Source organism: Mycobacterium gallinarum (genome assembly GCF_010726765.1).
Classification (GTDB): Bacteria; Actinomycetota; Actinomycetes; order Mycobacteriales; family Mycobacteriaceae; genus Mycobacterium; species Mycobacterium gallinarum.
Window position 1 is genome coordinate 6020765 of the sequence record NZ_AP022601.1, and the last position, 26175, is coordinate 6046939.

The 26175-nt window shown below is 65.6% G+C and carries 28 protein-coding genes and 1 pseudogene; 3 read left to right on the forward strand and 26 right to left on the reverse strand.

Annotation, left to right across the window (positions count from 1 at the left end):
- Position 1: 1 nt before the first annotated feature.
- From nuoK to G6N42_RS29565, 14 genes and pseudogenes are all read right to left on the reverse strand, one after another.
- Complete coding sequence (gene nuoK / locus G6N42_RS29500) at positions 2-301, reverse strand: NADH-quinone oxidoreductase subunit NuoK (RefSeq protein ID WP_083128479.1); 300 nt, start codon at positions 299-301, stop codon at positions 2-4.
- Complete coding sequence (locus G6N42_RS29505) at positions 298-1062, reverse strand: NADH-quinone oxidoreductase subunit J (protein WP_174262194.1); 765 nt, start codon at positions 1060-1062, stop codon at positions 298-300. Before G6N42_RS29505 ends, nuoK begins: the two co-directional genes overlap by 4 nt.
- A pseudogene (nuoI, locus tag G6N42_RS29510) lies at positions 1059-1595 on the reverse strand (NADH-quinone oxidoreductase subunit NuoI); the annotation flags it as partial. The pseudogene nuoI and the gene G6N42_RS29505, both read right to left, overlap by 4 nt.
- On the reverse strand, positions 1576-2814 hold the full coding sequence (gene nuoH, locus G6N42_RS29515; protein ID WP_163738554.1) for an NADH-quinone oxidoreductase subunit NuoH: 1239 nt from the start codon (positions 2812-2814) through the stop codon (positions 1576-1578). The gene nuoH and the pseudogene nuoI, both read right to left, overlap by 20 nt.
- 8 nt (positions 2815-2822) lie before the next feature.
- Complete coding sequence (locus G6N42_RS29520) at positions 2823-5210, reverse strand: NADH-quinone oxidoreductase subunit G (RefSeq protein ID WP_163736544.1); 2388 nt, start codon at positions 5208-5210, stop codon at positions 2823-2825.
- The gene (nuoF, locus tag G6N42_RS29525) at positions 5211-6527 is read right to left on the reverse strand and encodes an NADH-quinone oxidoreductase subunit NuoF (protein WP_163736546.1); all 1317 of its coding nucleotides are present in this window, start codon (positions 6525-6527) and stop codon (positions 5211-5213) included.
- The gene (gene nuoE, locus G6N42_RS29530; protein WP_163736551.1) at positions 6524-7393 is read right to left on the reverse strand and encodes an NADH-quinone oxidoreductase subunit NuoE; all 870 of its coding nucleotides are present in this window, start codon (positions 7391-7393) and stop codon (positions 6524-6526) included. The genes nuoF and nuoE overlap by 4 nt, the downstream gene beginning before the upstream one ends.
- Positions 7390-8742 carry an NADH dehydrogenase (quinone) subunit D gene (gene nuoD / locus G6N42_RS29535; protein ID WP_163736554.1) on the reverse strand — a complete coding sequence of 451 codons (1353 nt, stop codon included), beginning with the start codon at positions 8740-8742 and terminating at the stop codon, positions 7390-7392. The genes nuoE and nuoD overlap by 4 nt, the downstream gene beginning before the upstream one ends.
- Complete coding sequence (locus G6N42_RS29540) at positions 8742-9449, reverse strand: NADH-quinone oxidoreductase subunit C (RefSeq protein WP_163736556.1); 708 nt, start codon at positions 9447-9449, stop codon at positions 8742-8744. Before G6N42_RS29540 ends, nuoD begins: the two co-directional genes overlap by 1 nt.
- Entirely contained in the window at positions 9446-10000 is a 555-nt protein-coding gene (locus G6N42_RS29545; protein ID WP_014208709.1) for a NuoB/complex I 20 kDa subunit family protein, read from the reverse strand. The genes G6N42_RS29540 and G6N42_RS29545 overlap by 4 nt, the downstream gene beginning before the upstream one ends.
- Positions 9991-10362 carry an NADH-quinone oxidoreductase subunit A gene (locus tag G6N42_RS29550; protein WP_163736558.1) on the reverse strand — a complete coding sequence of 124 codons (372 nt, stop codon included), beginning with the start codon at positions 10360-10362 and terminating at the stop codon, positions 9991-9993. The genes G6N42_RS29545 and G6N42_RS29550 overlap by 10 nt, the downstream gene beginning before the upstream one ends.
- Before the next feature lie 164 nt (positions 10363-10526).
- Positions 10527-10925, reverse strand: coding sequence for an Rv3143 family two-component system response regulator (locus tag G6N42_RS29555; protein ID WP_083128525.1), 399 nt, complete (start codon positions 10923-10925; stop codon positions 10527-10529).
- 16 nt (positions 10926-10941) lie between these two features.
- Positions 10942-11475, reverse strand: a complete 534-nt coding sequence (locus G6N42_RS29560; RefSeq protein WP_163736561.1) for a YceI family protein — start codon at positions 11473-11475, stop codon at positions 10942-10944.
- Between the two features lie 11 nt (positions 11476-11486).
- Positions 11487-11885: a nuclear transport factor 2 family protein gene (locus G6N42_RS29565; RefSeq protein WP_163736563.1), complete on the reverse strand. Its 399-nt coding sequence runs from the start codon at positions 11883-11885 to the stop codon at positions 11487-11489.
- A 52-nt stretch (positions 11886-11937) separates the two neighbouring features.
- On the opposite strand from G6N42_RS29565, the gene G6N42_RS29570 reads away from it, so the two are divergent.
- Complete coding sequence (locus tag G6N42_RS29570; RefSeq protein ID WP_163736567.1) at positions 11938-12567, forward strand: class I SAM-dependent methyltransferase; 630 nt, start codon at positions 11938-11940, stop codon at positions 12565-12567.
- Positions 12568-12619: 52 nt separating this feature from the next.
- On the opposite strand, the gene G6N42_RS31365 is transcribed toward G6N42_RS29570, so the two are convergent.
- From G6N42_RS31365 to G6N42_RS29625, 11 genes are all read right to left on the reverse strand, one after another.
- Entirely contained in the window at positions 12620-12955 is a 336-nt protein-coding gene (locus tag G6N42_RS31365) for a DUF6285 domain-containing protein (RefSeq protein WP_163736570.1), read from the reverse strand.
- Entirely contained in the window at positions 12952-13911 is a 960-nt protein-coding gene (locus G6N42_RS29580; protein ID WP_163736573.1) for a phosphotransferase family protein, read from the reverse strand. Before G6N42_RS29580 ends, G6N42_RS31365 begins: the two co-directional genes overlap by 4 nt.
- Positions 13908-15146 carry an acyl-CoA dehydrogenase family protein gene (locus G6N42_RS29585; protein ID WP_163736577.1) on the reverse strand — a complete coding sequence of 413 codons (1239 nt, stop codon included), beginning with the start codon at positions 15144-15146 and terminating at the stop codon, positions 13908-13910. The genes G6N42_RS29580 and G6N42_RS29585 overlap by 4 nt, the downstream gene beginning before the upstream one ends.
- A gap of 24 nt (positions 15147-15170) precedes the next feature.
- Positions 15171-15782 (reverse strand): TetR/AcrR family transcriptional regulator, encoded by a 612-nt coding sequence (locus G6N42_RS29590; RefSeq protein ID WP_163736582.1) that lies wholly within the window; start codon positions 15780-15782, stop codon positions 15171-15173.
- A gap of 105 nt (positions 15783-15887) precedes the next feature.
- Positions 15888-16796, reverse strand: a complete 909-nt coding sequence (locus tag G6N42_RS29595) for a hydroxymethylglutaryl-CoA lyase (protein ID WP_163736585.1) — start codon at positions 16794-16796, stop codon at positions 15888-15890.
- Positions 16793-17998, reverse strand: coding sequence for a CaiB/BaiF CoA transferase family protein (locus tag G6N42_RS29600; RefSeq protein ID WP_163736588.1), 1206 nt, complete (start codon positions 17996-17998; stop codon positions 16793-16795). The genes G6N42_RS29595 and G6N42_RS29600 overlap by 4 nt, the downstream gene beginning before the upstream one ends.
- Positions 17995-19176 carry an alpha/beta hydrolase family protein gene (locus tag G6N42_RS29605; protein ID WP_163736591.1) on the reverse strand — a complete coding sequence of 394 codons (1182 nt, stop codon included), beginning with the start codon at positions 19174-19176 and terminating at the stop codon, positions 17995-17997. The genes G6N42_RS29600 and G6N42_RS29605 overlap by 4 nt, the downstream gene beginning before the upstream one ends.
- On the reverse strand, positions 19177-20280 hold the full coding sequence (locus G6N42_RS29610) for a homogentisate 1,2-dioxygenase (protein WP_163736593.1): 1104 nt from the start codon (positions 20278-20280) through the stop codon (positions 19177-19179).
- A gap of 77 nt (positions 20281-20357) precedes the next feature.
- Complete coding sequence (locus G6N42_RS29615) at positions 20358-20747, reverse strand: nitroreductase/quinone reductase family protein (protein WP_163736596.1); 390 nt, start codon at positions 20745-20747, stop codon at positions 20358-20360.
- A gap of 12 nt (positions 20748-20759) precedes the next feature.
- A complete protein-coding gene (locus G6N42_RS29620; RefSeq protein ID WP_232076420.1) occupies positions 20760-21932 on the reverse strand; it encodes an acyl-CoA dehydrogenase family protein in 1173 nt (390 codons plus the stop codon).
- A 42-nt stretch (positions 21933-21974) separates the two neighbouring features.
- Entirely contained in the window at positions 21975-22532 is a 558-nt protein-coding gene (locus tag G6N42_RS29625) for a TetR/AcrR family transcriptional regulator (protein WP_163736602.1), read from the reverse strand.
- A gap of 273 nt (positions 22533-22805) precedes the next feature.
- Between G6N42_RS29625 and G6N42_RS29630 the strand changes: the two genes are divergently transcribed.
- On the forward strand, positions 22806-23783 hold the full coding sequence (locus tag G6N42_RS29630; protein WP_163736605.1) for an esterase family protein: 978 nt from the start codon (positions 22806-22808) through the stop codon (positions 23781-23783).
- A 98-nt stretch (positions 23784-23881) separates the two neighbouring features.
- Positions 23882-24880 (forward strand): acrylyl-CoA reductase family protein, encoded by a 999-nt coding sequence (locus G6N42_RS29635; RefSeq protein WP_163736608.1) that lies wholly within the window; start codon positions 23882-23884, stop codon positions 24878-24880.
- An 81-nt stretch (positions 24881-24961) separates the two neighbouring features.
- On the opposite strand, the gene G6N42_RS29640 is transcribed toward G6N42_RS29635, so the two are convergent.
- Entirely contained in the window at positions 24962-26173 is a 1212-nt protein-coding gene (locus G6N42_RS29640) for an acyl-CoA dehydrogenase family protein (protein ID WP_163736611.1), read from the reverse strand.
- Positions 26174-26175 lie beyond the last annotated feature (2 nt).

The following is a 26175-nucleotide window of genomic DNA, read 5'->3' on the forward strand; positions in this document are numbered from 1 at the left end:
CTTAGTGTTTCAGCAGACTGGCGTCGTCGACCGAGGCCGAACGGCGGGTTCGGAAGATCGTCATGATGATGGCCAATCCGATCACCACCTCACAGGCGGCGACCACCATGGTGAAGAAGGCGACCATTTGGCCGTCGAGATGCCCGTGCATGCGTGAGAACGTCACGAACGCCAGGTTGCAGGCGTTGAGCATCAGCTCCACACACATGAACATGACGATGGCGTTGCGGCGCAACAACACACCGGAGGCGCCGATGGTGAACAACAACGCCGACAGGTACAGGTAGTTGTCCGGGTTCACTTGTCGTCACCACCGTCGCTGGTCACGGTTCGCTTCTGCAGGAGCGCGCTCACCGACAGCTCGGACGCCGAACCGTCGGGAAGACGGGCCGCCATGTCGACGGCGTTGTTACGTGCGTAGACACCGGGGTTGGGCAACGTCGTCGGGTGCCCGCCCGGCTGCAAACGCTCCTGCGCCAGTTCACGCTGGGTCTTGCGTCGTTCGAAGCGTTCGCGGTGTGCCAGCACCATCGCGCCAAGAGCGGCGGTGATCAGCAGCGCACCGGTCAGCTCGAAAGCCCACAGGTACTCGGTGAAGATGAGGGCGGCCAGACCCTGGACGTTGCCGCCGGCGTTAGCCTCCGCCAGGCCGACGAATCCGCCCACCGAGACGCTGCCGATGCCCGCGATGAGCATGATGCCGAAGCCCAGGCCGACGACGATCGCCGCAATGCGTTGTCCCCGAATCGTTTCGACCAGCGACTCGGAGGTGTCGACGCCGATGAGCATGAGCACGAACAGGAAGAGCATCATCACGGCGCCGGTGTAGACCACGATCTGCACGACGCCGAGGAACAGCGCGTCCTGCGCGATGTAGAAGACCGCGAGCACGATCATCGTGGTGGCCAGGAACATCGCCGAGTACACCGCTTTCGGTGCGGCGACCACACCGACCGCGCCGGCGACCGCGACGGTGCCCAGCACCCAGAACAGGACTGCTTCGGTGGTGGAGGTGTGGCCGGCGACGTCGGCGGCCGCTGATGCGAGAAACTCCAGTGTCACGTCACATCCTCGGTGACGGGCTTGATGTTGCCGCGGTAGTAGTCCTCGTCGGTGCTTCCCGGTTGCATCGGATGGGGCGGGGGAAGCATGCCGGACTTCAATGGGGCGAGGAGTTTGTCCTTGCCCCAGATCAAATCGGCGCGGTTGTCGTCGGCCATTTCGTATTCGTTGGTCATCGTCAGTGCCCGGGTCGGGCATGCCTCGATGCACAGCCCGCAGCCGATGCAGCGCAGGTAGTTGATCTGGTACACGCGGCCGTAACGCTCACCGGGGGAGAACCGTTCGTCCTCTTTGTTGTCCGCGCCCTCGACGAAGATGGCGTCGGCGGGGCAGGCCCACGCGCACAACTCGCAGCCGATGCATTTCTCCAGCCCGTCGGGGTAACGGTTGAGTTGGTGCCGCCCGTGGTAGCGCTTGGCGACCGGGCCCGGCTTCTCCGGGTACTCCTCGGTGATTCGCTTCTTGAACATCGTGGAAAAGGTGACCCCGAAACCCGCGATCGCGTCGAGGAACTTAGGCATGCGTCTTCTCCTTTGAAGCCATCTCCTTGTCGGGCAGCGGTGGTACCGGGAACGTGCCCGGCTCCGCTGTCGGCTCAGGGATCTTCCGAATGTTTCTGGCGCGCACCGTTCTCCACAACGCGAACAGCACCAGCAATCCGACCACGACGGCGATAGTGATCAGGTAGGTGGTCAGTTGATCGACGCCCTCGTTGCGCAAGGTCCGGACGGACGACACGATCACGATCCAGACCAGCGAGACCGGAATGAGGACCTTCCAGCCCAGCGCCATGAACTGGTCGTATCGCATGCGGGGCAGCGTTCCTCGCAGCCAGAAGAAGATGAACATGAAGCCCCACACCTTCGCCACGAACCACAGCAGTGGCCACCAGCCGGTGTTGGCGCCGTCCCACATGTTGATCGGCCACGGGGCGTGCCATCCGCCAAAGAACAGCGTGGTCGCCAGCGCCGACACCGTGAACATGTTGACGTACTCGGCGAGCATGAACATCGCGAACTTGATCGACGAGTACTCGGTGTGGAATCCGCCGACGAGTTCGCCCTCTGCCTCGGGCAGATCGAAAGGGGCCCGGTTGGTTTCGCCGACCATCGAGACGAGGTAGATGATGAACGATGGCAGCAGCGGAAAGATGAACCAGAGGCCCGCCTGCGAGGCGACGATGCCCGACGTCGACATCGTGCCCGCGTAGATGAAGACCGCCGCGAAGGACAGGGCCATCGCGATCTCGTAGGAGATCACCTGAGCGCTGGAGCGCAACCCACCCAACAGTGGGTAGGTGGAGCCGGAGGCCCAGCCCGCCAACACGATTCCGTAGACCCCGATCGACGTGGCGGCCAGGACGAACAGCACCGCGACGGGCATATCGGTCAGTTGAAGGGCGGTCCGATGGCCGAAGATCGACACCTCACCGCCCATCGGAATCACGGAGAATGCGATGAACGCGGGGACCACCGAGATGACCGGCGCTGCCAGATAGATGAACTTGTCGACGCCGGCGGGAATCAGTCCCTCTTTGAGGGCCAGCTTGACGCCGTCGACCAGCGATTGCAGCAGGCCCCATGGGCCGACACGGTTGGGGCCGGGCCGCATCTGCATGTAGCCGAGGATCTTGCGTTCCATCAGGATCGCCACGAGCAGCGACAACATGAGGAACGCGAAGATCGCCACAGCCTTGAGGACGATCAGCCACCACGGGTCGTGCCCGAAGAGCGTCGGGTCGGGGTAGGTCATATCCGGCGTCACAGGTGGGCCCGTTCGATCGAGACGACGGTTCCCGTGGTCACACCGAGCTGGCGGTACACCGCCGACTGGGGTGAGTTCATCGGCAGCCACACGGTGCCGTCGGGCATCTCGGTGATCGCCAGGGGCAGCGTGACTTCGCCGCGTTCGGTGCGCACGGTCACCAGATCGTCGTCCGCAGCCCCGATTTCGGCCGCGGTGGCCGACGACAGCCGAGTGACCGGTTGGCGGGCGGTGCCTGCGAGATGCAGTTCACCGTCCTGCAGGCGTCCGTCGTCCAGCAGCATCCGCCAACCGGCGAGCACCGCCTGGCCTTCGCCGGGCTTTTCGGGCTGCGACGACGACACCGTCGGCGCGCCCGTCCGCTCGCCCGCCCACAGCCCGAGCTGCGCCAACTCCTCACCGGCGGCCAGTGCCGTCGGCATGTTGAGGTCGACGCCGAGCTCGTCGGCGAGGAATTGCAGGACCCGCCGGTCGGGTGTGGCGTTGGTTTGCAGCGCGGGTTCGAACGGGCGAATCCGGCCCTCCCAGTTGATGAACGCTCCGCCCTTCTCGACGACGGGCGCGATCGGGAAGACCACGTCGGCGCGTTCGGTGACGTCACTCTCGCGCAGCTCGAGGCTCACCACGAACGGCGCTGCGTCGATCGCTGCCAGCGCCGCGTCCGGATCGGGTAGGTCGGCGAGCTCGACGCCGCCGACCAGCAGCGCGCCCAGCTCGCCCGTGCGGGCGGCGTCCAGAATGCCCGCGGTGTCGCGGCCTGGGGAGCTCGGTAGCTCACCGACATGCCAGCCGGCGGCGGTCTGCTCGCGGGCCGCGGTATCGCTGACCGGTCGGCCACCGGGCAACAGGCCGGGCAGCGCACCCGCCTCCAGCGCGCCGCGCTCACCGGCTCGGCGCGGTATCCATGCCAGTCGAGCACCGGTCGCTGCGGCCAATCTGCCTGCGGCTGAAAGCGCTCCGGGCGAGGTGGCGAGGCGCTCACCGACCACGATGACGGCACCGGGCAGTTTCAGCTGAGCGTCATCGGCAAGCGCGTCGAGTGCCGCGCCTTCACCGCCGGGCATCGTGGCGATCAGTTCGCCGCGCAGCTTGCCCAGCGACCGGGTGGCGAATGGCGCGATCGACTTCACCTGCAACCCGTGCTTGCGGACGGCCTTACGCAACCGCAGGAACACAATCGGTGCTTCTTCTTCGGGCTCCAACCCGGCCAGCAGCACCGCGGGTGCGTTCTCGAGGTCGGCGTAGGTCACTGTCAGCGGCTGGCCTGCGATGTGCGCGGCGAGGAACTCCTCTTCTTCCGCGCTGTGAGCGCGGGCCCGGAAGTCGATGTCGTTGGTATTCAGCACCATTCGGGCGAACTTCGAGTACGCGTAGGCGTCCTCGACGGTCAGTCGCCCACCGACCAGCACTCCGGCGTTGCCGCGTGCCGCGGCCAGCCCCGCGCATGCCACGCTGATGGCCTCCGACCACGACGCCGGTCGAAGTTCACCGTCCTCGCGAACCAGGGGGGTGGTGATGCGATCGCCCAGGGTCGGGTAGGTGAACGCCCACCGTCCCTTGTCGCAGTTCCATTCCTCGTTGACCTCCGGGTCGTCACCGGCCAACCGGCGCATGACCTTTCCGCGGCGGTGATCGGTACGTTCGGCACACCCGCACGCGCAGTGTTCACACACGCTGGGGCTGGAGACCAGGTCGAACGGCCGGGCGCGGAAGCGGTAGGCCGCGCTGGTGAGGGCACCGACCGGGCAGATCTGCACGGTGTTGCCGGAGAAGTACGACTGGAACGGCTCGCCGGGTGCGATGCCGACCTGTTGCAGGGCACCGCGTTCGAGCAGATCGATGAACGGGTCGCCGGCGATCTGCTCGGAGAACCGGGTGCAGCGCGCGCACAGCACGCAGCGCTCCCGGTCGAGCAGCACCTCCGACGAGATGTTGATCGGTTTCGGGAAGGTGCGCTTGACGTCCTCGAAGCGGGTTTCGGGGCGGCCGTTGGACATCGCCTGGTTTTGCAGCGGGCATTCACCGCCCTTGTCGCACACGGGGCAGTCGAGTGGGTGGTTGATCAGCAGGAGTTCCATGACACCCTGCTGTGCCTTGTCGGCGGACTCCGACGTCAGCTGGGTCTTCACCACCATGTCGGGTGTGCACGTGATCGTGCACGAGGCCATGGGCTTGCGCTGGCCTTCGACCTCGACCAGACACTGCCTGCACGCGCCGACGGGGTCGAGCAGTGGGTGGTCGCAGAACCTCGGGATCTGAATGCCGATCAGCTCGGCGGCGCGAATCACCAAGGTGCCCTTGGGGACACTGACCTCCACACCGTCGATGGTGAGGTTCACCATTTCGACGGGCGGGGCGTCGTGGGCCGGTTCGGTCACGGTCATCTAGACCCCCACCCCTTCCGTTGCCATCAGAGCCGAGGCGTGCGGATCGAACGGGCAGCCGCCGGACAGATGCTGGTAGTACTCGTCGCGGAAGAACTTGATCGACGACAGGATGGGCGCGGCCGCGCCGTCACCCAACGCGCAGAACGACTTCCCGTTGATGTTGTCGGCGATGTCCAACAGTTTCTCGATATCGGCTTCGGTACCCGTGCCGGTCTCCAGCCGTGCATAGATCTGCGCCAGCCAGTAAGTGCCCTCCCGGCACGGTGTGCATTTGCCGCACGATTCGTGAGCGTAGAACTGGGTCCAGCGGCGCACCGCGCGGACGACGCAGGTGGTCTCGTCGAAGACCTGCAACGCCTTGGTGCCCAGCATCGTTCCGACCCCCGCCATGCCTTCGTAATCCAGAGGCACGTCGAGGTGTTCGTCGGTCAGCAGTGGTGTGGACGAACCGCCTGGTGTCCAGAACTTGAGACTGTGGCCGGCCCGGATACCGCCTGCGTAGTCGAGCAGTTCGCGCATCGTGATGCCCAGCGGCGCCTCGTACTGGCCGGGGGTGGTGACGTGACCGGACAGCGAGTACAGCGTGAAGCCCGGGGATTTCTCGGTTCCCATCGACCGGAACCAGTCCACTCCGTTGAGCAGCACCGGCGGCACGCTGGCGATGGATTCGACGTTGTTGACCACCGTCGGAGAGGCGTACAGACCGGCGACGGCGGGGAACGGTGGGCGCAGGCGCGGCTGCCCGCGACGGCCCTCCAGGGAGTCCAGCAGCGCTGTCTCCTCACCGCAGATGTAAGCGCCCGCCCCGGCGTGCACAATCAGTTCCAGATCGAAGCCCGAGTCGAGGATGTTCGTTCCCAGATAGCCGGCCTCGTACGCCTCGGCGACAGCCGCCTGCAGTCGCCGAAGTACCGGCACCACCTCGCCGCGGACGTAGATGAACGCGTGATGCGCGCGAATCGCGTACGCCGCGATGATGACGCCCTCCACCAGGAAGTGCGGGGTGGTCAGCATCAGCGGAATGTCTTTGCACGTGCCGGGTTCGGACTCGTCTGCGTTGACGACGAGGTAGTGCGGCTTGGCGCCGGCGCCGGAGTCGTCCTGCGGGATGAACGACCATTTGGTGCCTGTCGGGAAGCCTGCGCCGCCGCGCCCCCGCAGGCCCGAATCCTTCACGGTGGCGATGAGGTCGTCGGGGTCCATTTTGAGCGCTTTGTCGAGTGCCTGGTAGCCGTCATGCCGGCGGTAGGTTTCCATCGACCAGGGTTCTGGTTCGTCCCAGAACCGGCTCAAAACGGGAGTCAGTGGTGTCATGTCTTCGATTCCGTTGCGTCCGGGTCGGTTTCGGGTTCGTTCGGCTTGGCCGGTACGTCGGCGGACGGTGCGGGGGCCGCTTGATCCTTTGTCGCCTCGGTCGCGACCTTCTCGTCGTCAGGCCCGCTGTGAGAATCCGTCACCGCGTCGGCGGCGGGCGCCTCCATGCCACGTTCCTTGGCGATCCGCAGCCCGGCCAGCGTCGCGTCCCCGGTCGGGGTCTGCGCGGCGGCTGCCTGCGGATCAGGCAGGCCTGCAAGGACTCTCGCCGTCTCTTTGAACTTGCACAGCGGCGCGCCACGGGTCGGCATGGGCGGCGTGCCGTCGCGTAAGCCGTCGACGAGGTCGCGGGCGGATGACGGTGTCTGGTTGTCGAAGAACTCCCAGTTGACCATCACGACCGGTGCGTAGTCGCATGCGGCGTTGCACTCGACGTGCTCGAGGGTGACCTTGCCGTCTTCGGTGGTTTCGCCGGCGTGTACACCCAGGTGGTCTTCGAGCGCTTCGAGAATCGCGTCGCCGCCCATGATCGCGCACAGCGTGTTTGTGCACACGCCGACCAGGTATTCACCGGTCGGCGTGCGGCGGTACATGGAGTAGAAGGTGGCCACCGCGGTGACTTCGGCGTCGGTCAGCCCCAACTGCTTGGCGCAGAACGCGATACCCGCGGGTGTCAGGCATCCGTCTTCGGACTGGACGAGGTGCAGCAGTGGCAACAACGCCGAACGGCTCTGCGGATAGCGGGCGATGACCGTCTCGGCGTCTGCCGCCAGGCGTGCCGCCACCTCGGCTGGATATATCTTGGCGCCGTGAATCGGCGGGCCCGGCTCATCGGGGCGCTGACCGAGCTCGAGGAACACAGTCACCTGTCCACGCCTCCCATTACCGGGTCGATCGACGCCACCGCGGTGATGGCGTCGGCGACCATGCCGCCTTCGCACATGGCGGCGACGGCTTGCAGGTTGTTGAAGGAGGGGTCGCGGTAGTGCACGCGGTAGGGCCGGGTGCCGCCGTCGGAGACCATGTGTACTCCGAGTTCGCCGCGCGGGGATTCGACCGCTACATAGACCTGCCCGGCGGGGACGCGGATGCCTTCGGTGACAAGCTTGAAGTGGTGGATCAAGCCCTCCATGGAGTGGCCCATGATCTTGGCGATGTGTTCTTCGGAGTTGCCGAGCCCGTCGGGGCCGAGTTTGAGGTCGGCGGGCCAGGCCAGCTTTTTGTCCTGGATCATCACCGGTCCGGGATTGGGCACGTCGAGTCGGTCGACGCATTGGGTGATGATCTTGAGCGACTCGTGCATTTCTTTGACCCTGATCAGGTAGCGGCCATAGGAGTCGCAGGCGTCGTCGGTGATGACGTCGAAGTCGTAGGTCTCATACCCGCAGTAGGGCTGCGACTTGCGCAGGTCGTGGGGCAGTCCGGTGGAGCGCAGGCAGGGACCGGTGATGCCCAGCGCCATGCACCCTTCCAGACCCAGATAGCCGATGCCCTGGGTGCGCGCCTTCCAGATGTAGTTCTCGCTGAGTAGGTCCTCGAGGTCCTTGAGCCGCTTGGGCATCAACGTGAGCATGTCGCGTAGTTGGCCGATGGCTTCGTCGGGCAGATCCATGGCCACCCCGCCGGGGCGGATGTAGGCGTTGTTCATCCGTAGCCCGGTGATGGTTTCGAACAGCGACAGGATCTGCTCGCGTTCGCGGAATCCGTAGAACATCGCGCCCATGGAGCCCAGTTCCATGCCGCCGGTGGCCAGGGCGACCAGGTGGCTGGAGATCCTGTTCAGTTCCATCATCATCACGCGGATAACGCTGGCGCGTTCGGGGATGTCGTCGGTGACGCCGAGGAGCTTCTCGACACCCAGGCAGTACACCGTCTCGTTGAAAAGCGGTGACAGGTAATCCATTCGGGTGACGAAGGTGACACCTTGAGTCCAGGTGCGGAACTCGAGGTTCTTCTCGATGCCGGTGTGGAGATAGCCGATGCCGCAACGGATCTCGACGATCGTTTCGCCCTCGATCTCCAGGATCAGGCGCAGCACCCCGTGCGTGGAGGGATGTTGGGGGCCCATGTTGACCACGATGCGTTCCCCGGCGTGGGAGGCCGCGTTTTGTTTCGCGGCCTCCACGACCTGATCCCAGTCTTGGCCGCCGACGACGACCACGGTTTCGGTTCCGCCCGAATCAGAAGGATTGGCCGGATTGTCCGGTGAATTCATCAGTTGTAGGACCTCCGCTGATCGGGCGGCGGAATCTCAGCGCCGTGGTACTCGACGGGGATACCGCCTAGCGGGTAGTCCTTGCGCTGCGGGTGGCCTACCCAGTCGTCGGGCATCTCGATGCGCGTCAGCGCGGGATGGCCGTCGAAGATGATGCCGAAGAAGTCGTAGGTTTCGCGTTCGTGCCAGTCGACGGTCGGATACACCGCGTATAGCGACGGGATGTGGGGGTCGGCGTCGGCAGCGGCGACTTCCACGCGGATGCGACGGTTGTGCGTGATCGACATCAGCGGATACACCGCGTGCAGCTCACGCCCTTCGTCGTCCGGGTAGTGCACGCCGCTGACCCCAAGGCACAGTTCGAACTTCAGGCCGGGATCATCGCGCAGCGCCTGGGCCACCGCGGGCAGCTGCTCACGCCGAACCTCCAGCGTCAGCTCATCGCGATAGACCACCACCCGCTCGATCGACTCCGCGTAGCCGTCCTCGCCCAGTGCCGCGGCCAGTGTGTCGACCACCTCGTCGAAGAAGCCGCCGTAGGGGCGTGGCGAACTGCCCGGCAGCGCGACGGAGCGGACGAGGCGGCCATAACCGGACGTGTCACCGGAGCCCTGGGCGCCGAACATGCCGCGGCGCACACCGATGACTTCGGGCGGATCGATGTCAGCCTGCGGGCCGTGACCGGTGCCATTGCTGTGTTCCGTCACCTCAGCAAACCCTTGAGCTCGATGGTCGGCGTGACCGACAGGGCTGCCTTCTCGGCTTCGCGAATCGCCTCCTCGCGGTGAACGCCGAGTGGCATCTCCTGAATCTTGTCGTGCAGCTTGAGGATTGCGTGCAGCAGCATCTCCGGGCGCGGCGGGCAGCCGGGCAGATAGATGTCGACCGGCACAACGTGGTCGACGCCCTGCACAATCGCGTAGTTATTGAACATCCCGCCCGAGGACGCACACACGCCCATCGCCAGCACCCACTTGGGCTCGGCCATCTGGTCGTAGATCTGGCGCAGCACCGGAGCCATCTTCTGACTCACCCGACCTGCGACGATCATCAGATCGGCCTGCCGAGGCGTCGCCGAGAAGCGCTCCATGCCGAAGCGCGAGATGTCGAACCGCGGGCCCGCGGTCGCCATCATCTCGATCGCACAGCAGGCCAGCCCGAACGTCGCCGGCCACAGCGAGCCCTTGCGGATGTAGCCGGCGACCTTCTCGACCGTCGACAGCATGATTCCGCCGGGCAGTTTCTCTTCTAGTCCCATGCCAGGCCACCTCTCCGCCAGACGTACGCGTAGGCGACGAACACCACCACCATGAAGAGAAGCATCTCTACCAGCGCGAACAGTCCGAGATTGTCGAAAGCGACCGCCCAGGGATAGAGGAAGACGATCTCGATGTCGAAGATGATGAACAACATCGCGGTCAGGTAGTACTTGATCGGGAATCGCTGGCCCGCCGAGTGGGCACTGGCCAGTCCCGGGACTGGTTCGATGCCGCACTCGTAGGCTTCGAGTTTGGACTGGTTGTAGCGCCTCGGGCCGACCAGCAGAGCAATGCCGACCGAGCCGACCGCGAACACCGCCGCGATTCCGCCGAGTACCAGTATCGGGGTGTACAAATCCATGCCGAGCAAACGCTCCCTCGTGGGCTGTCGATGTGAGCTTACCCACACCCTAGCGGGCATGGGGATGAGCGCCACACCTTGGGGTTAGTATGGCTAAGATCACACTTCCGCTATGTCGTCGTGCCGCGAATGGGCAAGTGCGACAGCGAGTTTGGTGTTTTGGGTTACTGCACGGGTGTGCGCAGCAGCGAAACCACCGCGTCGCCCAGCCGGATCGGGTCGATCGGATGGGGGACAGCGGCCTCGGCGCGCGACCAGTTGGCCAGCCAAGCGTCGTCGGGGCGTCCGGTGAGCACGAGGACGGGCGGGCAGTCGGCGATCTCATCCTTGAGCTGCTTGGCAATTCCCATACCACCCGTCGGAGTGGCCTCGCCATCGAGGATCACCAGATCGAAACCGCCCTCGTCCATCTGTCGGATGACCATCGGACCGGTGGCGATCTCGACGTACGTCAGCTCCGGCAGGTCCGGGTGCACGCGCTTTCCAAGCGCGAGCTGCACCTGCTCTCGAGTCCTGGGATTGTCGCTGTAGACAAGGACCCGAAGTGGTGATTGCTCGACCATGCGCCCGATCGTACGGCTAGGTTGCGCGTCGGAACACGAGGTCGCCGGAGATCGTCACGTTGTCGGTGATCATCCCCATCAGGTTGCCGTCGACTCCGAAGTCCTGACGGTTGATGGTCGTCTTCGTCGTCAGCCGCATTCCGCCGTCGCCGACGGGCGTCACCTTCGCCTTCAACTCGACCGGCTTCGTCGTGCCCTTGATGGTGAGCTGCGCGCGCAGTCCGACGGTGTCGGCGGTCACCGAATCCGCCGAGCTGACGACCACGCTGATGTCTGGAAACTTGTCGGCTTCAAAGAAGTCGGCGGAGCGCAGATGCTCGTCGCGTTTGCCGATGCCGCTGCGTAGCGATGCCGCCTTGACGTCGACGCGGCCGGAAACCGTTTGCGGGGCAGTGACTTGGCCCTCGGCGTCGAACTCGGTGAACCGTACCTTTACCGGCATCACACCCCAGAGTGACTTGCTCGTCGCCGTGACGGTCGATTGATCTGCGACGGCGGTCCAGGTTCCGGCCGACGCCGGGTCGCTGAAAAATTCGCTGAGGCTTGCCATGTCGTCTCCTATCAGTTGGACGTATCGAGCAGTGGGGCCATTTCCGCCGGGTCGAAGTACTCGTCGATGCGGGTGATCAGTCCGGCGGTACCCACTTTGATGACGATGCAGACACGCATATGGATCGATGTCCCGTTGCGGCTGTCGGCATGCAGGATGTGCTGCTGTACGAAACCGCCGTCGAAGAACTGGCGATCGAGTACCTCGTAGCGGCGGGAGGTCGTCGCATTGATGAACCAGTCGATGATCCGCGCCGCCCGATCTTTCGCGCTGTCTCGGGTGTCGCCCGAATGCCAGACCAGTACCTCATCGCTGAACAGCTGCTTCACCGTGACGATGTCGCTGTTGGCGATCGCCTCGAAGAGCCGATCGGCAACGTCGACGAGCACGCTCGATTCCGTAACGGACATTCACCTGACCTCTCTTGACCTAAAGCAAGGTTGAGGTAGAACCCTGGACTTCATGGATTCCACCCCAACCTTCTCCCGATTCGACGATGCCTACAAGACCCGAACCGCGCCGTGGGTGATCGGCGAACCTCAGCCGGCGATCGTCGGCGTCGAACGGGCCGGTCTCATCCGCGGTGCCGTACTCGACGCCGGCTGCGGGACCGGCGAGCACACGATCCTGCTCACCCGCCTCGGGTACGACGTGCTCGGCGTCGACGCCGCCCCGACGGCGATCGAGCAGGCCCGCGAGAACGCGGCCGCCAAAGGCGTCGACGCCCACTTCGAGGTCGCCGACGCGATGAACCTCGGCGACGAGCCGCGCTACGACACGATTGTCGACAGCGCGCTGTTCCACATATTCGACGACACGGACCGCGTCCGATACGTCGCCGGTCTGCACGCCGTGTGCAGGCCGGGCGCGGTGGTGCACGTGCTGGCGCTGTCCGACAAGGGCCGCGGATTCGGCCCCGAGGTCAGTGAGGCGGTGGTTCGCGAGGCGTTCCGAGACGGCTGGACGCTGGAGGCGCTGGACGAGACCACCTATCGCGGCGTGGTCCAGGAACCGCATGTCGAGGCGATCGGTCGGCCGGTCGGGACCGTGGTCGACGAACCGGCCTGGCTGGCCCGCATCCGCCGCCTCTGACTCGTGAATCCGGCGCGCGTATCGCCCGTGGCGGTCGGTTTGCGCGCCCGATTCACTCGGCATAGCCGGGGTGGTTGACGTCGAGGCGTCGTCGCACGATCGTGCGCAGACCGGCCAGCAGTTCGTCGCACCGGTCGTCGAGGTCGCCGGCGCGGATCGCCATCGCGAGCTCGGTTTCGTCCGCGTAGCCCAGCCCGTTGAGTGCAGCGGCGACGTCATCGGCGGACCCGTCTAGCAGTTCGCGCTCCACGATGCGCAATACATTGGCGGCGACGCGGGCGTGGAAGTTGACCGGCGGCCCGACGGCGCCGCGCACATCGTTGTCAAGGAAATCAGCGACCGCCCCGACCAGTTCGGCCGCGGTCGGTCGGCCGTACAGCCCGCTCATTTCGGACCACCTCCCGTGAGCAGATCCAGCACGTCCCATTCGGTTTCGGCGACGCGGCGACCGATCGCCGCCAATTCGACCGACCGGTTCAGGCCCGATAGATGCCGTTCGGCCTGGAATCGGCAGATGACTCCCCAGCGCAGGGTCGCGACGGTGAGCCACCAGCGGAACACGTCGCGATCCAGCTCGGTTCCCGCGGCGGCTTCGTAGGCCGACAGGAAACTCTCGACGCTGCCGAGACCACCCGCGCCCATGTCTTCGGGCGCACCGAAGCGCCAGGCGCGGATGCAGAACCACGCCAGGTCCTCGTACACCTCGCCGGTATGAACCAGCTCCCAGTCCAGCACCGCCGCCAACCCGTTCTCGTCGACGATCAGATTGCCCATTCGGAAGTCGCCGTGCACGAGCACCTGCCGGGTGGGCGCAGGACGATTCGCGGCCAGCCAGCGGAACGCCCACTCGAACGTTGCTGTGGTGTCCTTCATTTCGTCGAGCCGGTCCCGCCACTCGGCAAGGTCGTCGAACCCGTCGAGTCCGGGCACATCGGTGTCTGCCCGGTGGACGGCCGCCAGCGCCTGGGCGCACTGATGCAACAGCCGGTCCCGGCCCGCGTCGTCGAGGGTGCGATAGATCCGCCTGACGATCGTCTCGCCGGCGATCGCGTTGCAGATCAGATACGGGTTGCCCAGTGCGGCAGGGGAATTATCGGCGGTCACGATCTGGGGGACAGGGGCGCCGGCTTTGGCTGCACGCTTCTGCACAGCGGCCTCCAGCTCCATGCTTGCGTGCACGTCGTCGGGCGGCCCGGTGCGCAGGATCAACGGCCGCCGCTCATCGGTGACCGCGTCGAATGCCCACGTCGTCCTGCTCGCCCCGCCCGTGAGGGCGCGCAGGTTCTCGACGACCACGCCGTCGCCCAGTTCCGTGCGGAGCACGGCCTCGAGCTGATCCTTCACTTGCGCCCGAATCCGAAGAGCCGCTGCGCCACCCGTCGCATCTGGATCTCCTCGGCGCCCTCGGTGATTCGGTACCGGCGGTGATGACGGTAGATGTGCTCCATCGGCTCGTGACGGCTGTAGCCGATGCCGCCCAACACCTGCATCGCCCGATCGGCCGCATCGCACACGAGCCGGTTGGCGCGATAGTTGGCCATCGACACCTTGTCGGAGACCTCCATGTGGTGGTTGCGGTCCAACTCGGAGGCCGCGTACCTCACCAATAGCCGCACCATCTGGGCCTCGGTGTGCAATTCGACGAGCGGCCACTGCACAGCCTGGTTCACCGACAGCGGCTTGCCGAACACAATGCGCTCGCCCGCGTAGGCGACCGCGCGGTCGATACAGTGCTGCGCGGCGCCAAGGCTGCTGGCGGCCTGCCGAATCCTGTTCTCGTGCAGGAACGTCTGGCCGACCTCCAAGCCACGGTCCACTTCACCGAGCACCGCATCGATAGGCACTCGAACGTCCTTGAGCTCGACCTCGCCGTGGTCGGTCGGCATGTTGAAGGTCCACCAGTAGTACGGCACCGTGAAGCCCGGCGTATCGGTCGGGACCAGGAACGCGGTGATGCCGCGAGCCTGGCCCGGCTCACCGGACGTACGGGCGAAGACGAGGTCGTGGGTGGCGCGGTGCACACCGGTGTTGAACCGCTTGGCGCCGTTGATGACCCACTCGTCACCTTCCGGTATCGCGGTGGTTTCCAGCCAAGTGGCATCCGACCCGTGGTTGGGCTCGGTCAGCCCGAACGCCATCGACCGCTCTCCGGTCAACATGGCGTTGATCCACTCGTCCTTCTGCGCGTCGGTGCCGAACCGGTCCATCATGATGACCTGCGGGAAGTTCCCGACGATAGACGATTCGTCCTGCAGATCGTTGTGCAGACCGAGTCCCTTGTGCGCCAGGTGTTCCCGGATGACAGCCATGTCGATGTTGGAGCCGTCGCGGCCGCCGAACTGCGACGGCAGGCCGTAACGCAGCCAACCGGCCGCATCGGCACGCCTGCGCATCTCGCCGAGCAGGTCCTCCCATTCCCGGCGCGGGATGCCGCCGTTCTCCCAGTCGGTGCGAGCGTACTCCCGGCGATGGTCGAAATACTGCATGTTCTCGCGTTCCAGCGGCTTGATCTCGGTTTCGATGAACGCATCCATCTCGGCGAGCAGGCCCGGAAGATGCTCCGGGAGGGCGAAATCCACTGTGTCTCCTTACGTCCAGGGTCTCTAGAACCCGTACAGCGTCTTCTTCCAAATCCTCGACAGCGTGGCGATTGCGTCCTCGTCACTCATCTCGAGCCCGAGACCGGATGTGCCGACGAAAACAGTGGTGAAGTTCTCGAAGAGCAACGCGATCGCCGCGGCGGTGTGCTCGGGATGCAGATCGGCACCGTGGCCCTGTTCCTGGGCACGGCGCACTGAAGCGGCGACGATGTCGATGCCGAAACGGCGGAATTCGTTCTGCACCGCGGCGAAGCGGGGCTGCGTGGCCGCGAGTTGGGCGACCGCGATCATGATCCCGATGTTCTGCTTGAACATGTTCCAGTAGCCGGTGACCACGGTGCGAAAGAACGTATCGTCGTCCGGGGATTCCGGCAGCTCGACGCTCAGGCCGGACGGCGCGACCACCTCGTGCAGGAAGGACTCAGCGAGGACGGCCAGCAGATCTTCCTTGTCGGCGAAGTAGCGATAGAACGCCGCCGGTGATTTGCCGGCCGCCGACGTGATGTCACCAAGGGTGGTGCCGTGAAACCCGCGCTCGGCGAAGAGTTTCCGGGCGGCCTGCTCGATAGCCTCCCTGGTCTGGCGACCCTTGGCACTGAGGGTTTCGGCTGGCACGGTCACATCCCGGCCCTGAACGACCGCGCGTGTAACCTGACGGCGAGTTTTGGCCGGCATTTCCGCCATGCGGTTACAGCCGAGACGTGAGCAAGTCCCTTCACGTCAGTCGCCGAGAATCCGGTCGCCGGCACGCAGCAGCGAGCTCGGTAGGTCGTGCCCGACGACTTTCTGAGCGACGCGGGCGGCGGCGATGGCGCCCTCCAGGTCGACGTCGACGTCAATCTCGCTGTCCCGTAACAGATAAACCAGGTCTTCGGTGGCGATGTTGCCGCTGGCGCCCGGCGCGAACGGACAGCCGCCGAGCCCGCCGACTGACGCGTCCAGCCGGGTGACACCGGCCTCGACTGCGGCGTAGGCGCTGGCCAGTCCGGCACCGCGGGTGTTGTGGAAATGCGCCCCCAGCGGGATGTCACCGATCAGGGGACGAACCTGCGCCACCAGAGCGCTGACCCGGCGCGGGGTGGTGGTGCCGATGGTGTCGGCGATCGCGAGGCGATCGGCGCCGTGGTCGCGGGCGGCGGTCACGATGTCCAGCACGCGTTGCGGTGGTGTCGGGCCGTCGAAGGGGCAGTCCCACGCCGTGGCGATGATGACCTCGACGGTGACGCCGCTGTCGTGGGAGATCGCGACGATCTCGGGAATCTGCGCGGTGGCTTCCGCCGTGGTGCGACCTACGTTCGCTTGGCTGTGGCCGTCGGCGGCCGACACCACGTACTCGATCGACCGCAAACCCGACGCGATCGCGCGCTTGGCGCCGTTGGGACTGGCCACCAGCGCCGAGAACTCGATGTCTCCGAAGTTGTGCAGCTCGGCGGCGAGTTCGGCCGCGTCGGCCAGCGCGGGCACCTTCGATGGCGAGACGAACGCCGTCGCCTCCATCTCCCGCACGCCGGTGGCGGCGACGGCCGCGAGCAGTTCGAGTTTGGCCGACAACGGAATCGGATCCTCGATCTGTAGTCCGTCGCGCAGTGAGACGTCGCGAATGTCGACATGCGTCGGAAGCACACTCATAACACGCCCTCCTCTGCCAGCTGCATGATCTCGGCATCGCTTCGGCCCAGCAGACCACCGTAGACCTCGTCATTGTGCTGGCCGGGCCGGGCGGAGCCGGCGTTGCGAATCGTGCCCGGTGTATCCGAGAGCACCGGTATCACGCCGGGACCCTTGATGTTTCGCCCGATGCGTTCGTCCCAGTGGTCGGCGATCATCCCGCGGGCCTGCAGCTGTGGATCCTCGACGACCTCGGCGACGGTGTTGATGGGTCCGCTGATCACCCCGGCTTCCGAAAGGGTCGCGATGATGTCGGCAGGTTGTCTGGCGGCCGCCCAGTCGCCGATGATCTTGTCGAGTTCATCCTGATTGCGGCCCCGGGCAACGTGAGTGGCGAATCGATCGTCGGTGGCGAGCTCTGGTTGTCCCATTGCGGCGCACAGCCGACGGAACACGGTGTCCTGGTTGGCGGCGATGACGACCCAGCTGCCGTCGGCGGTCGGGTAGATGTTCGACGGGGCGATACCCTCCAGTCGGGTACCGGAGGGTCCCCGAACCACACCGCCCACGTCGTAGTCCGGAATGGTGGATTCCTGAACGGCCAAACAGGATTCGGTGAGCGCGGCGTCGACGACCTGTCCCTTGCCGGTGACCGAGCGTCGATACAGCGCGGCCAGTGCGCCCTGGGCGGCGAACATCCCGGCCAGGCTGTCGCCGAGCGAAAGGGCGAGTCGCGGGGGCGGACCGCCGGGGAACCCGTTCATGTGCCGCAGGCCACTGGCCGCCTCGGCGACCGACGCGTAACCCGCCTTGTGCGCCTCGGGTCCGGTCTGCCCGTATCCGGAGACCCGTACCAGGATGATGCCCTGATTGCGTTCACGCAGCACGACGTAGCCGAGGTTCCACTTCTCCAGCGTGCCGGGCCGGAAGTTCTCCACGATGATGTCGGAGCGCTCGACGAGGTCCAGGAACAGTTCGCGTCCGGCATCCTTGCGCAGGTTCAGCGTGACGGCCTTCTTGTTGCGCGCGTGCACCGTCCAGAAGAAATGGTGACCCTCGAGTTCGGCCTGCCCCCAGGTGCGCAACGGATCAGGGGCCCCAGGCGGCTCGATCTTGATGACCTCGGCGCCCATGTCACCGAGCAGCCGTCCGGCGAACGGTCCGGAGATCAGCGTGCCGACCTCGATAACGCGGATGCCGTCGAGCGGGCCGGTGACCGTCATGTCGAGAACTCGTGCCTGTGTAGCCAGTCGGTGCAGATTCCGACCGCCTCGCGCAGCGTGCCGCGCTGATCGGGTCCGGAGTAGTAGTGGTTCGCGCCGGGGATCTCGTACATCTCCTTGTCAGAATGCCCGATCGCGGTGAACAGACGCTGTGTGTGGCTGGGTGTGCAGGCGTCATCGGCCATGTTGCCGATGACCAGCGCGGGCACCGCGATGTCGGGCCCGCACTTGACCGCATCACCGTTGGCGTCGTCGTAGCTCCATTGCGAGAGCCAGCTGCGCAGTGTGCAGAACCGGGCCAATCCGACGGGACTGTTGTTCACCACCTGAGGATCGCCCAGATAGCACTGTCCGGGGGTGCGTTCGTTCGGATCCACCGTGGGGTCGAGCCACCGCGGGTCAGCCATGGTGCCGTGCACGACGAACGCGAACTCGTCCTCGGGACGGCCCTGCGCCTTCAACTCGGCCAGTTTGCCCTTGACCCACTTGGTGATTCGGCGATTGCGTGCGATCTGGGCGGCCCGGTAGCGCTCGAGGAACTCCGCGGTGTAGGGCGGCTGGTTAGGGTTGTCGGGGTTGTACAGGTCCAACTCGGGGTCGCGCTTGGACGGGTCGGACTCGTCGAGGATCGACGCGTCCAGCCATTCGGTCATCGTGCCGTGGCGGCTGACGTGCGCGGCCAGCAGCATGATGCCGTCGGCCGGGATCAGGCCGAGCTTGGTGAGGTCGGGGCCGTCACCGGAGGGGCTGGCCGTCACGGTCGGGTTCTGCGCCTGCTGCTGGTAGAACACCGACAGCGATCCGCCGCCGCTCCACCCGGCGAGGACCACCTTCGAGTAGCCCAGCCGGTTCTTGGCGTCCTCGATGCACTCGCCCAGGTCCTCGACCACCTTCTCCATCAGCAGCGCGGAGTCGGTACCGCGAAAGCGGCTGTTGCAGTAGATGACGTGGTGCCCCGCGCGGGCGAGCGCGTTCATCATCGGCAGGTACGCGCCCCCGCCGATGGGATGCATGAACACCAATACGGTGTCTGAGGGCTTGTCCTTCGGACGCAGCAGATGGCTTTCGAGGATGACGAGCTCGGCGACGCCGCCGTAGACGTCGCGGACGCCCGAATTGTTCTGGTAAGCGACCAGATAGGGGATTCGGTCGTACTCGTACTTCACCGCGGTGGTCATCTAGTGCTGCCCCAGATCGTTGGCGAGTACCTCTTCGGACGGGACGAGGCGACGCCTGGTGTCGATCGCGATCACCGACCAGTCGACCTTGTCGTAGTCATCGAACTTGCGGCGGGCCCGCTCGCGCGCCTTCTCTGGTGCACCGTGGTGAACCCCTTGCGGCGCATGGGAAACCAAGCCGGGCGGCATCGGGATCCCGTAGAGCGATCCACCGTGGAAGAACGCGATCTCGTCGAAGTCGACGTTGCGGTGGTACCACGGCGTGCGCTCGGTGCCTGGCACGCTTTCGGCGGGCTTGGGCAGGAAGTTCATCACGTAGACGCCGGTGGCCTCCATGAACAGGTGCACCGTGGGTGGCAGGTGCACGCTGTTCGACGTCACCACGTTGTAGTCGTCGATGTTGAAGGTGAACGCGAAATTGTCGCCGCGCCAGCCCGCCACGTCCAGCGGATGATGTTGGTAGAAGAGAGAAGTCGTCCCCACCCCATCTATTGGGGAGTGGATCAGCCGGACCTCGTACTCGTCACGCCCATCGTCGTCGATGGGCGACGCCTCCGGGATGACGGCCTGCGATGGATCGAAGGGGAAGTGCCGACCGAGGTACCCCGGTGCCGGGACCCGGAACTCGTCAGTGGCCTGGATCATGAGCAGTGTCGACTCTTCGTCGGGCACCTGGCGGAAGGTGCACGCCTTGGGTATGTAGACCCAGTCGCCCTCGCGGTAGCGCAGGGGCCCGAACTCCGTCTCGAGCAGACCCGAGCCCTTGTGGACGAAGCTGAGCAGGTCGCCGTCGACGTAGCGGACGAAGAACGGCATCGGCTCGCTGCGCCGCGACAGCATCACGAGGCAGTCGGCATTGCTGAACATCAGCAGTGGACCGCCGGCGGCGTCGCTCGCGTCGCTCGGTTTGAGCTCCGACGACAGCACGTCGACGGGCCGCAATGGGCCGACCGAGCGGAATGCCGTCGGGTCGTTGCGCCGATACATGTTCGCCGTGCGGCCGGTGAAGCCGCCGCGCCCGAGTTCGTCGTCTTTCAGCCCATCCAGATCGGCGTGCAGTCGTCGGGGAGTACGGCCTTTTCGGAGGTGAACAAAGGATTCCATGGTGTCTCCATCGACAATGGGCGATCCGAACTAAAAATGAGTTTAGTTTTACTTTCGGGCAGGGGTCAACCCTCGGATCAGCTCTCGAGGTCGACCCGGATGGTCAGCAGGTTGGTGCCGAACGTCCGCACGCCGAAGCTGTTGAACTGAGGTAGTGAGCGCAGCCGTGCGTGCGGGTCGTCGTCGGGCACCAAGTGCGCAGTGCCGCGATGCCACCTGCCGTTGATCCGGACGCGGACCTTCGGATTCGCCTGGATGTTCTTGACGTACTGCGACTTGTCGCCGAATTCCGAGACGAACCAGAACTGGTCGCCCTCGCGGCGTCCACCCAGAGGCGTGCGGCGGGGCTCACCGCTCTTGCGGCCGGTGGTTTCCAGCAGCGTCTGGAACGGCATCAGCCGCATCATTCGGTTGGCGACGTTCTTCTGGAAGGTTTTCGTGATCCGATCACGCAGATCGTCGGCCATGATTCCCCTTTGTTAGACCATCGCGGTGCGCGAGACCTTCATGCCCAGTGTGAGCGCTCCGGCAAGTTCGCGACTGGTGTCGTAGTCGAACACCACATGACCGGCAAGAACATCGACGTCGCGTTTGATGCGCTGCAGCGGATTGTCGGCGAAGTGCACGCTGGCGCCGGACGCCTCCAGCAGATCGGCGATCACCGACCGCGACTCGCGCACGATGTGCGCGGCCGCGAGGCGGGCCTCGGCTCGTACCGGCCGCGGCACCGGGTCACCCGACGCGACAACGGCTTCGATATCTCCGACGGTGTCGGCCAGCAGTCCGCGCAGCGCACGCAGCCGGACGCGCGCCTCGCCAAGCCGTGCCTGCGCCAGCGGCTTCTCCTTCTGCGTGACGCCTTCGTACGCGAGGATGCGCTCGCCGAGCCGCTCGGCGTAGACCTCCGCGACGCGCTCCGCGCTGCCCAGTGCCGGCATGGCCGCCAACAGCGACAGGGCGGGCACCATCGGCCAACGGTAGGTGTCGGCGTCGTGAAGCCCGGCGCCCGGCGCGGTGCCGGAATAGATATCGGCGACGCGGACAAGCCGGTGGTGGGGGACAAACGCATCGGTGATGACCACGTCGTTGGATCCAGTGGCCCGCATGCCGTCGGTGTGCCAGACGTCCTCGATGCGGACGTCGGAGATGGGTAGTAGGGCCAGCGCCGGATAAATAGCGGCCGGATCCTCATCGGGGCCGCAGATCGCACCCACCATGATCCAGTTGCCGTCCATCACGCCCGTCGCCCACGACCACCGGCCGGTCAACCGGATGCCGTCGCCGGACGGCACGCCTCGGCCCGTCGGCGCCAGCGGCGCGGGCGCGAGGAACGGGCGCGTCGCGAACGCCTCCTCCTGAGCACGCTCGTCGAACAGCGCAAGCATCCAGTTGTGCAGGGCATAGAAGCCAAGCGTCCACGCGCTCGACGCACAGCCGTGCGCCATCCGCCGAACCGGATCGAGGATCGACGGCCACGCGGCCTGCTGACCGCCGAAGCGGGCGGGCACCAGCAGTTCGGTAAAGCCCGAAGCGGTGACGTCGGCGACCGTTTCGGCAGGTAAGCGGCGTATCCGCTCGGCTTCTGGCGCGCGCTCGGCCAGCCGGGCGACAAACTCGGGGGTGATGGCCGGGGTGGCCGAAACCGCGGTCACGATCCTCAACGCTACCATACCTTTTAGTATGGAAAGTGTGTCTCAGCGCGTCAGCATGATGTCGAGGAAGCGTTCCCGCCGCGCGGCTCCCCGGGCGCTGGGTTTCGCCCCGGACAGATGCAGGAACCCTATTCCGACCGCAAAAGTGGCGGTTGCGCGCAGGTCGGCCTCCTCGGCATCGAACCCGTAGTCGAGAAATGCCTGGCGCACCGCGGCCACGACACGCCGGTCCGCGGCGCGGACGCTGGCGGCCACTCTCTCGTCGGTGCGGGCCCATTCCCGCATTGCGCGCTCCAGTGTCCAATGCCGAGCGTCAACCAGCGTTGTCATCATTTGCGAGAGCCGCTCCCGGGCAGGCACGTCAGTCGACGTGCCGAAGTGGCGCCGTTCCTCGTCTCTGGAGGCGCCCCACGCGTCGACCAGCGCGACGCGATAGCTCGCGATATCGGCGAAATGCCAGTAAAAACTGCCTTTGGTCACGCCGAGGCGGGTGCACAACCGGTCAACCTTCAGCGACTTGATGCCTTCCTCGGCAAGGACCGCATAGCCGGCCTGGATCCAGTCCTCCACGGCCAGGCGAGTGGCGCGAGCCTTTGCCATACCCCGAAGCCTACGGTGCCCACGGCCGGTCACGTCGGCATCGACACCAGACAGATTGTTCACGGGAATCTCGCCGACGCCGCCGTTCGGACTTTCTCCTCGCGCTGGTCACATGTTTTACTGCACACGCGACAACTGAAATTTTCTCGGTCCGCTCCATGGGCCACCGGGCTCAGTCGAGCGGGCACGACAACGCAGCAATCCGCTGCGCTGTCGATGACGATTGCTCGATCGTGGGAAAAGCGGAAATCGGAAGATGGATGGGTTTGCAGTATGAGCTTCATTGACAAGATTCGACGTCCCTGGGCGCGCCGGCTCACCATGGCTGCCGTAGCGGCGGCCCTGCTGCCCGGCGTAGTGGGCCTCACGGGGCAGTCTCCGACCGCTGAGGCGTTCTCGCGGCCCGGTCTGCCGGTGGAGTACTTGATGGTCCCCTCGCCGTCGATGGGCCGCGATATCAAGGTGCAGTTCCAGAAAGGCACCGGGTCGAAGGCTGTGTACCTGCTCGACGGTCTGCGTGCCCGCGACGACTTCAACGGCTGGGACCTCGAGACCCAGGCGTTCGAGTGGTACTTCGACACCCCGTTGTCGATCATCATGCCGGTCGGCGGTCAGTCCAGCTTCTACAGCGACTGGTATGCGCCGGCCTGTGGCAAGAACGGTTGCCAGACCTACAAGTGGGAGACCTTCCTGACGAGCGAGCTGCCGAACTGGCTGGCCGCCGAACGCGGAGTGTCCACGACCGGCAACGCCGCCGTCGGCCTGTCGATGGCGGGCAACTCGGCGATGATCCTCTCGGTCTATCATCCACAGCAGTTCATCTATGCCGGGTCGCTGTCGGCCTTCCTCAACCCGTCCGAGGGACAGTGGCCGTTCCTGATCAACATGGCGATGGGCGACGCCGGCGGATACAAGGCCAACGACATGTGGGGCCCGACCGAAGACCCGAACAGCGCGTGGAAGCGCAATGACCCGATGCTTCAGATCCCCGCGCTGGTGGCCAACAACACCCGCCTGTGGGTCTACTGCGGCAACGGAACGCCCAACGAACTGGGCGGCGCGAACCTCCCCGCCACCTTCCTCGAGGGTCTGACGATCCGGACGAACGAGACGTTCCGCGACAACTACATCGCCGCGGGCGGCAAAAACGCCGTGTTCAACTTCCCGCCTTACGGCACGCACAGCTGGGAGTACTGGGGCCAGCAACTTCAGCAGATGAAGCCCGACCTGATCTCGACCCTGGGCTCGTAGCGCCGACGCAAAGGTCCCCGACACTCGGACTTGCCCGGGTGATCGGGGACTTTTGCGTTCCCCTACCTTCGGTGTGGGCCCAGATGAGAATGGGTTCCATGTCTGAAGTCAATGCGTTGGTCGCGCACCAGGACGCCGAGGGATCCATCACGCTGCAGCACGAGGTCGTCGACGCGTCCTTCCTGCCCGACGGCGATGTCCAGATTGGCGTCGAATACTCGGGGATCAACTACAAGGACGCCCTGGCGATCACGCCGAAGGGCGGAGTCGCGCGGGCGTACCCGCTGATTCCCGGCATCGATGTCGCCGGAACGGTCACCTCGAGCTCGTCCCCTGAATTCGCCGTGGGTGACCGCGTCGTCGCCCATGGTTACGACATCGGCACCGGTCGCCACGGCGGCTACGCGGACACCGCGCGCTACCCCGCCGACTATCTGGTGAAGCTCGACGAGTTGACCACCGCCGAGGCCGCGGCTATCGGCACGGCGGGATTCACTGCGGCCATGAGCGTCAACGCGATTCGTGCGGCGGGCATACAGCCGGCCGACGGCCCGATTCTGGTTACCGGTGCGACGGGCGGGGTCGGCAGCGTCAGCGTCGATCTGCTGGCTGGACTCGGGTACGAGGTGGTCGCGTCCAGCGGTAAGGCCGAAGCCCACGACTGGCTGATGGAACTGGGCGCCACGCAGGTGATCGGTCGGCTACCCGCAGAGGGGGAGAAGGTGCGGGCGCTCGGCAAGTCGCAGTGGGCCGGCGTCGTCGACAGCGTGGGCGGCGACACCCTGGCCTACGCGTTGAGCACATTGAATTACGGTGGGACTGCGGCGATTTCAGGTCTGGCCCGGTCGGCTGACCTACCGACGACGGTGATGCCGTTCATTCTGCGCGGCGTAACCCTGGCTGGCATCGATTCAGTACAGCTGCCGATCGGGGCGCGTCGCGACGTGTGGCGTCAACTCGCGGGCGAGCTCAAGCCGCGTCACCTGGGCAGCATCACCAAGGACGTCTCGGTGCTCGAGGCGCCGCACACGCTGCGCACGATCATCGGCGGCGGCGTCACCGGCCGCACGCGCGTGGTCGTGCACGACGGATTCTGAGTTCAGCTCGCCGAACGTGGGTTACCCGCACGCGAAATGCGCCCAGGGTGTGTATCGAGCCCACACTCGGCGAAAAGAAACCTACTTCAGCTCGGACGACGACAGGCCCAGCAGCCGACGGGCAACCACCAGCTGCTGAATCTGCTGGGTGCCCTCGAAGATGTCGAGGATCTTGCTGTCGCGGGCCCACTTTTCCAGCAGCGTCTGCTCGGAATAGCCGACGGTGCCTGCCAATTCGACGGCCTTGAGCGTGATGTCACTGGCGACGCGGCCGGCCTTGGCCTTGCCCATCGACGCTTCCTTGGAGTTCGGGATGTTGTTGTCGGCCTGCCACGCCGAACGCACCATCAGTAGATACGCCGACTCCCAATCGGACTCCATCCGCAGGAACTCGGCGGCGGGCGCGCTTTGCGCGTGCGAGGGCTTGTCGTAGGAGATCTCCACACCGGCTTCGGTGAGGATCTTGCGCAGCTCCTCGAGCGCGGCGCGCGCGATGCCGACGGCCATCGCGGCCACCACCGGACGGGTGTTGTCGAAGGTCTCCATGACGCCCGCGAAGCCCTTCTCGACCTCGACGTCCGGGCTGCCGAGCAGGTTTTCCTTCGGGATGCGCGCGTTGTCGAACCGGATGACGGCCGTGTCGGAGGCCTTGATGCCGAGCTTGTCCTCGAGGCGTTCGACGGTGACGCCGGGGTGTTCGCGCGGCACGATGAACGACTTGATCGCCGCGCGGCCCATCGACTTGTCCAGGGTCGCCCACACCACGATGTGGGTGGCGCGCGATCCCGCGGTGACATAGATCTTCTCGCCGTTGATGACGTACTCGTCGCCGTCGAGCTTCGCCGTGGTCGTCACCGCGGCCGAGTCGGACCCGAAGCCCGGTTCGGTGATCGCCATCGCGGCCCATACGTCCTTGCCGAGCTTGTCGAGCTGTTCACGAGTCGCCACGCTGGAGATCGCGGCGTTGCCGAGGCCCTGGCGCGGCACCGACAACATCAATGCGACGTCGCCCCAACTGACTTCCATCACGTTGAGCACGGCCGACATGTTGGCGCCATTGTGGTTGACGTCTCTGGCTTCTCCGGCCGCGAACGCTTCGGCGCCCGCGAAGGCGATGGCGTTGGCGCCCGAGATACCCTCGAAGAGGGTGGCCAGCGTGTCGAGTTCGACCGGGTACTCGTGTTCCCGCAGATCCCATTTGCGTGAGATCGGCCGCAGCATCTCGGCGGCGCCGTTGTGCGCCATGTCGATCACTGCTTCGAGCTTCTTCGGCAGTTCCAGATTGATTGCCATGA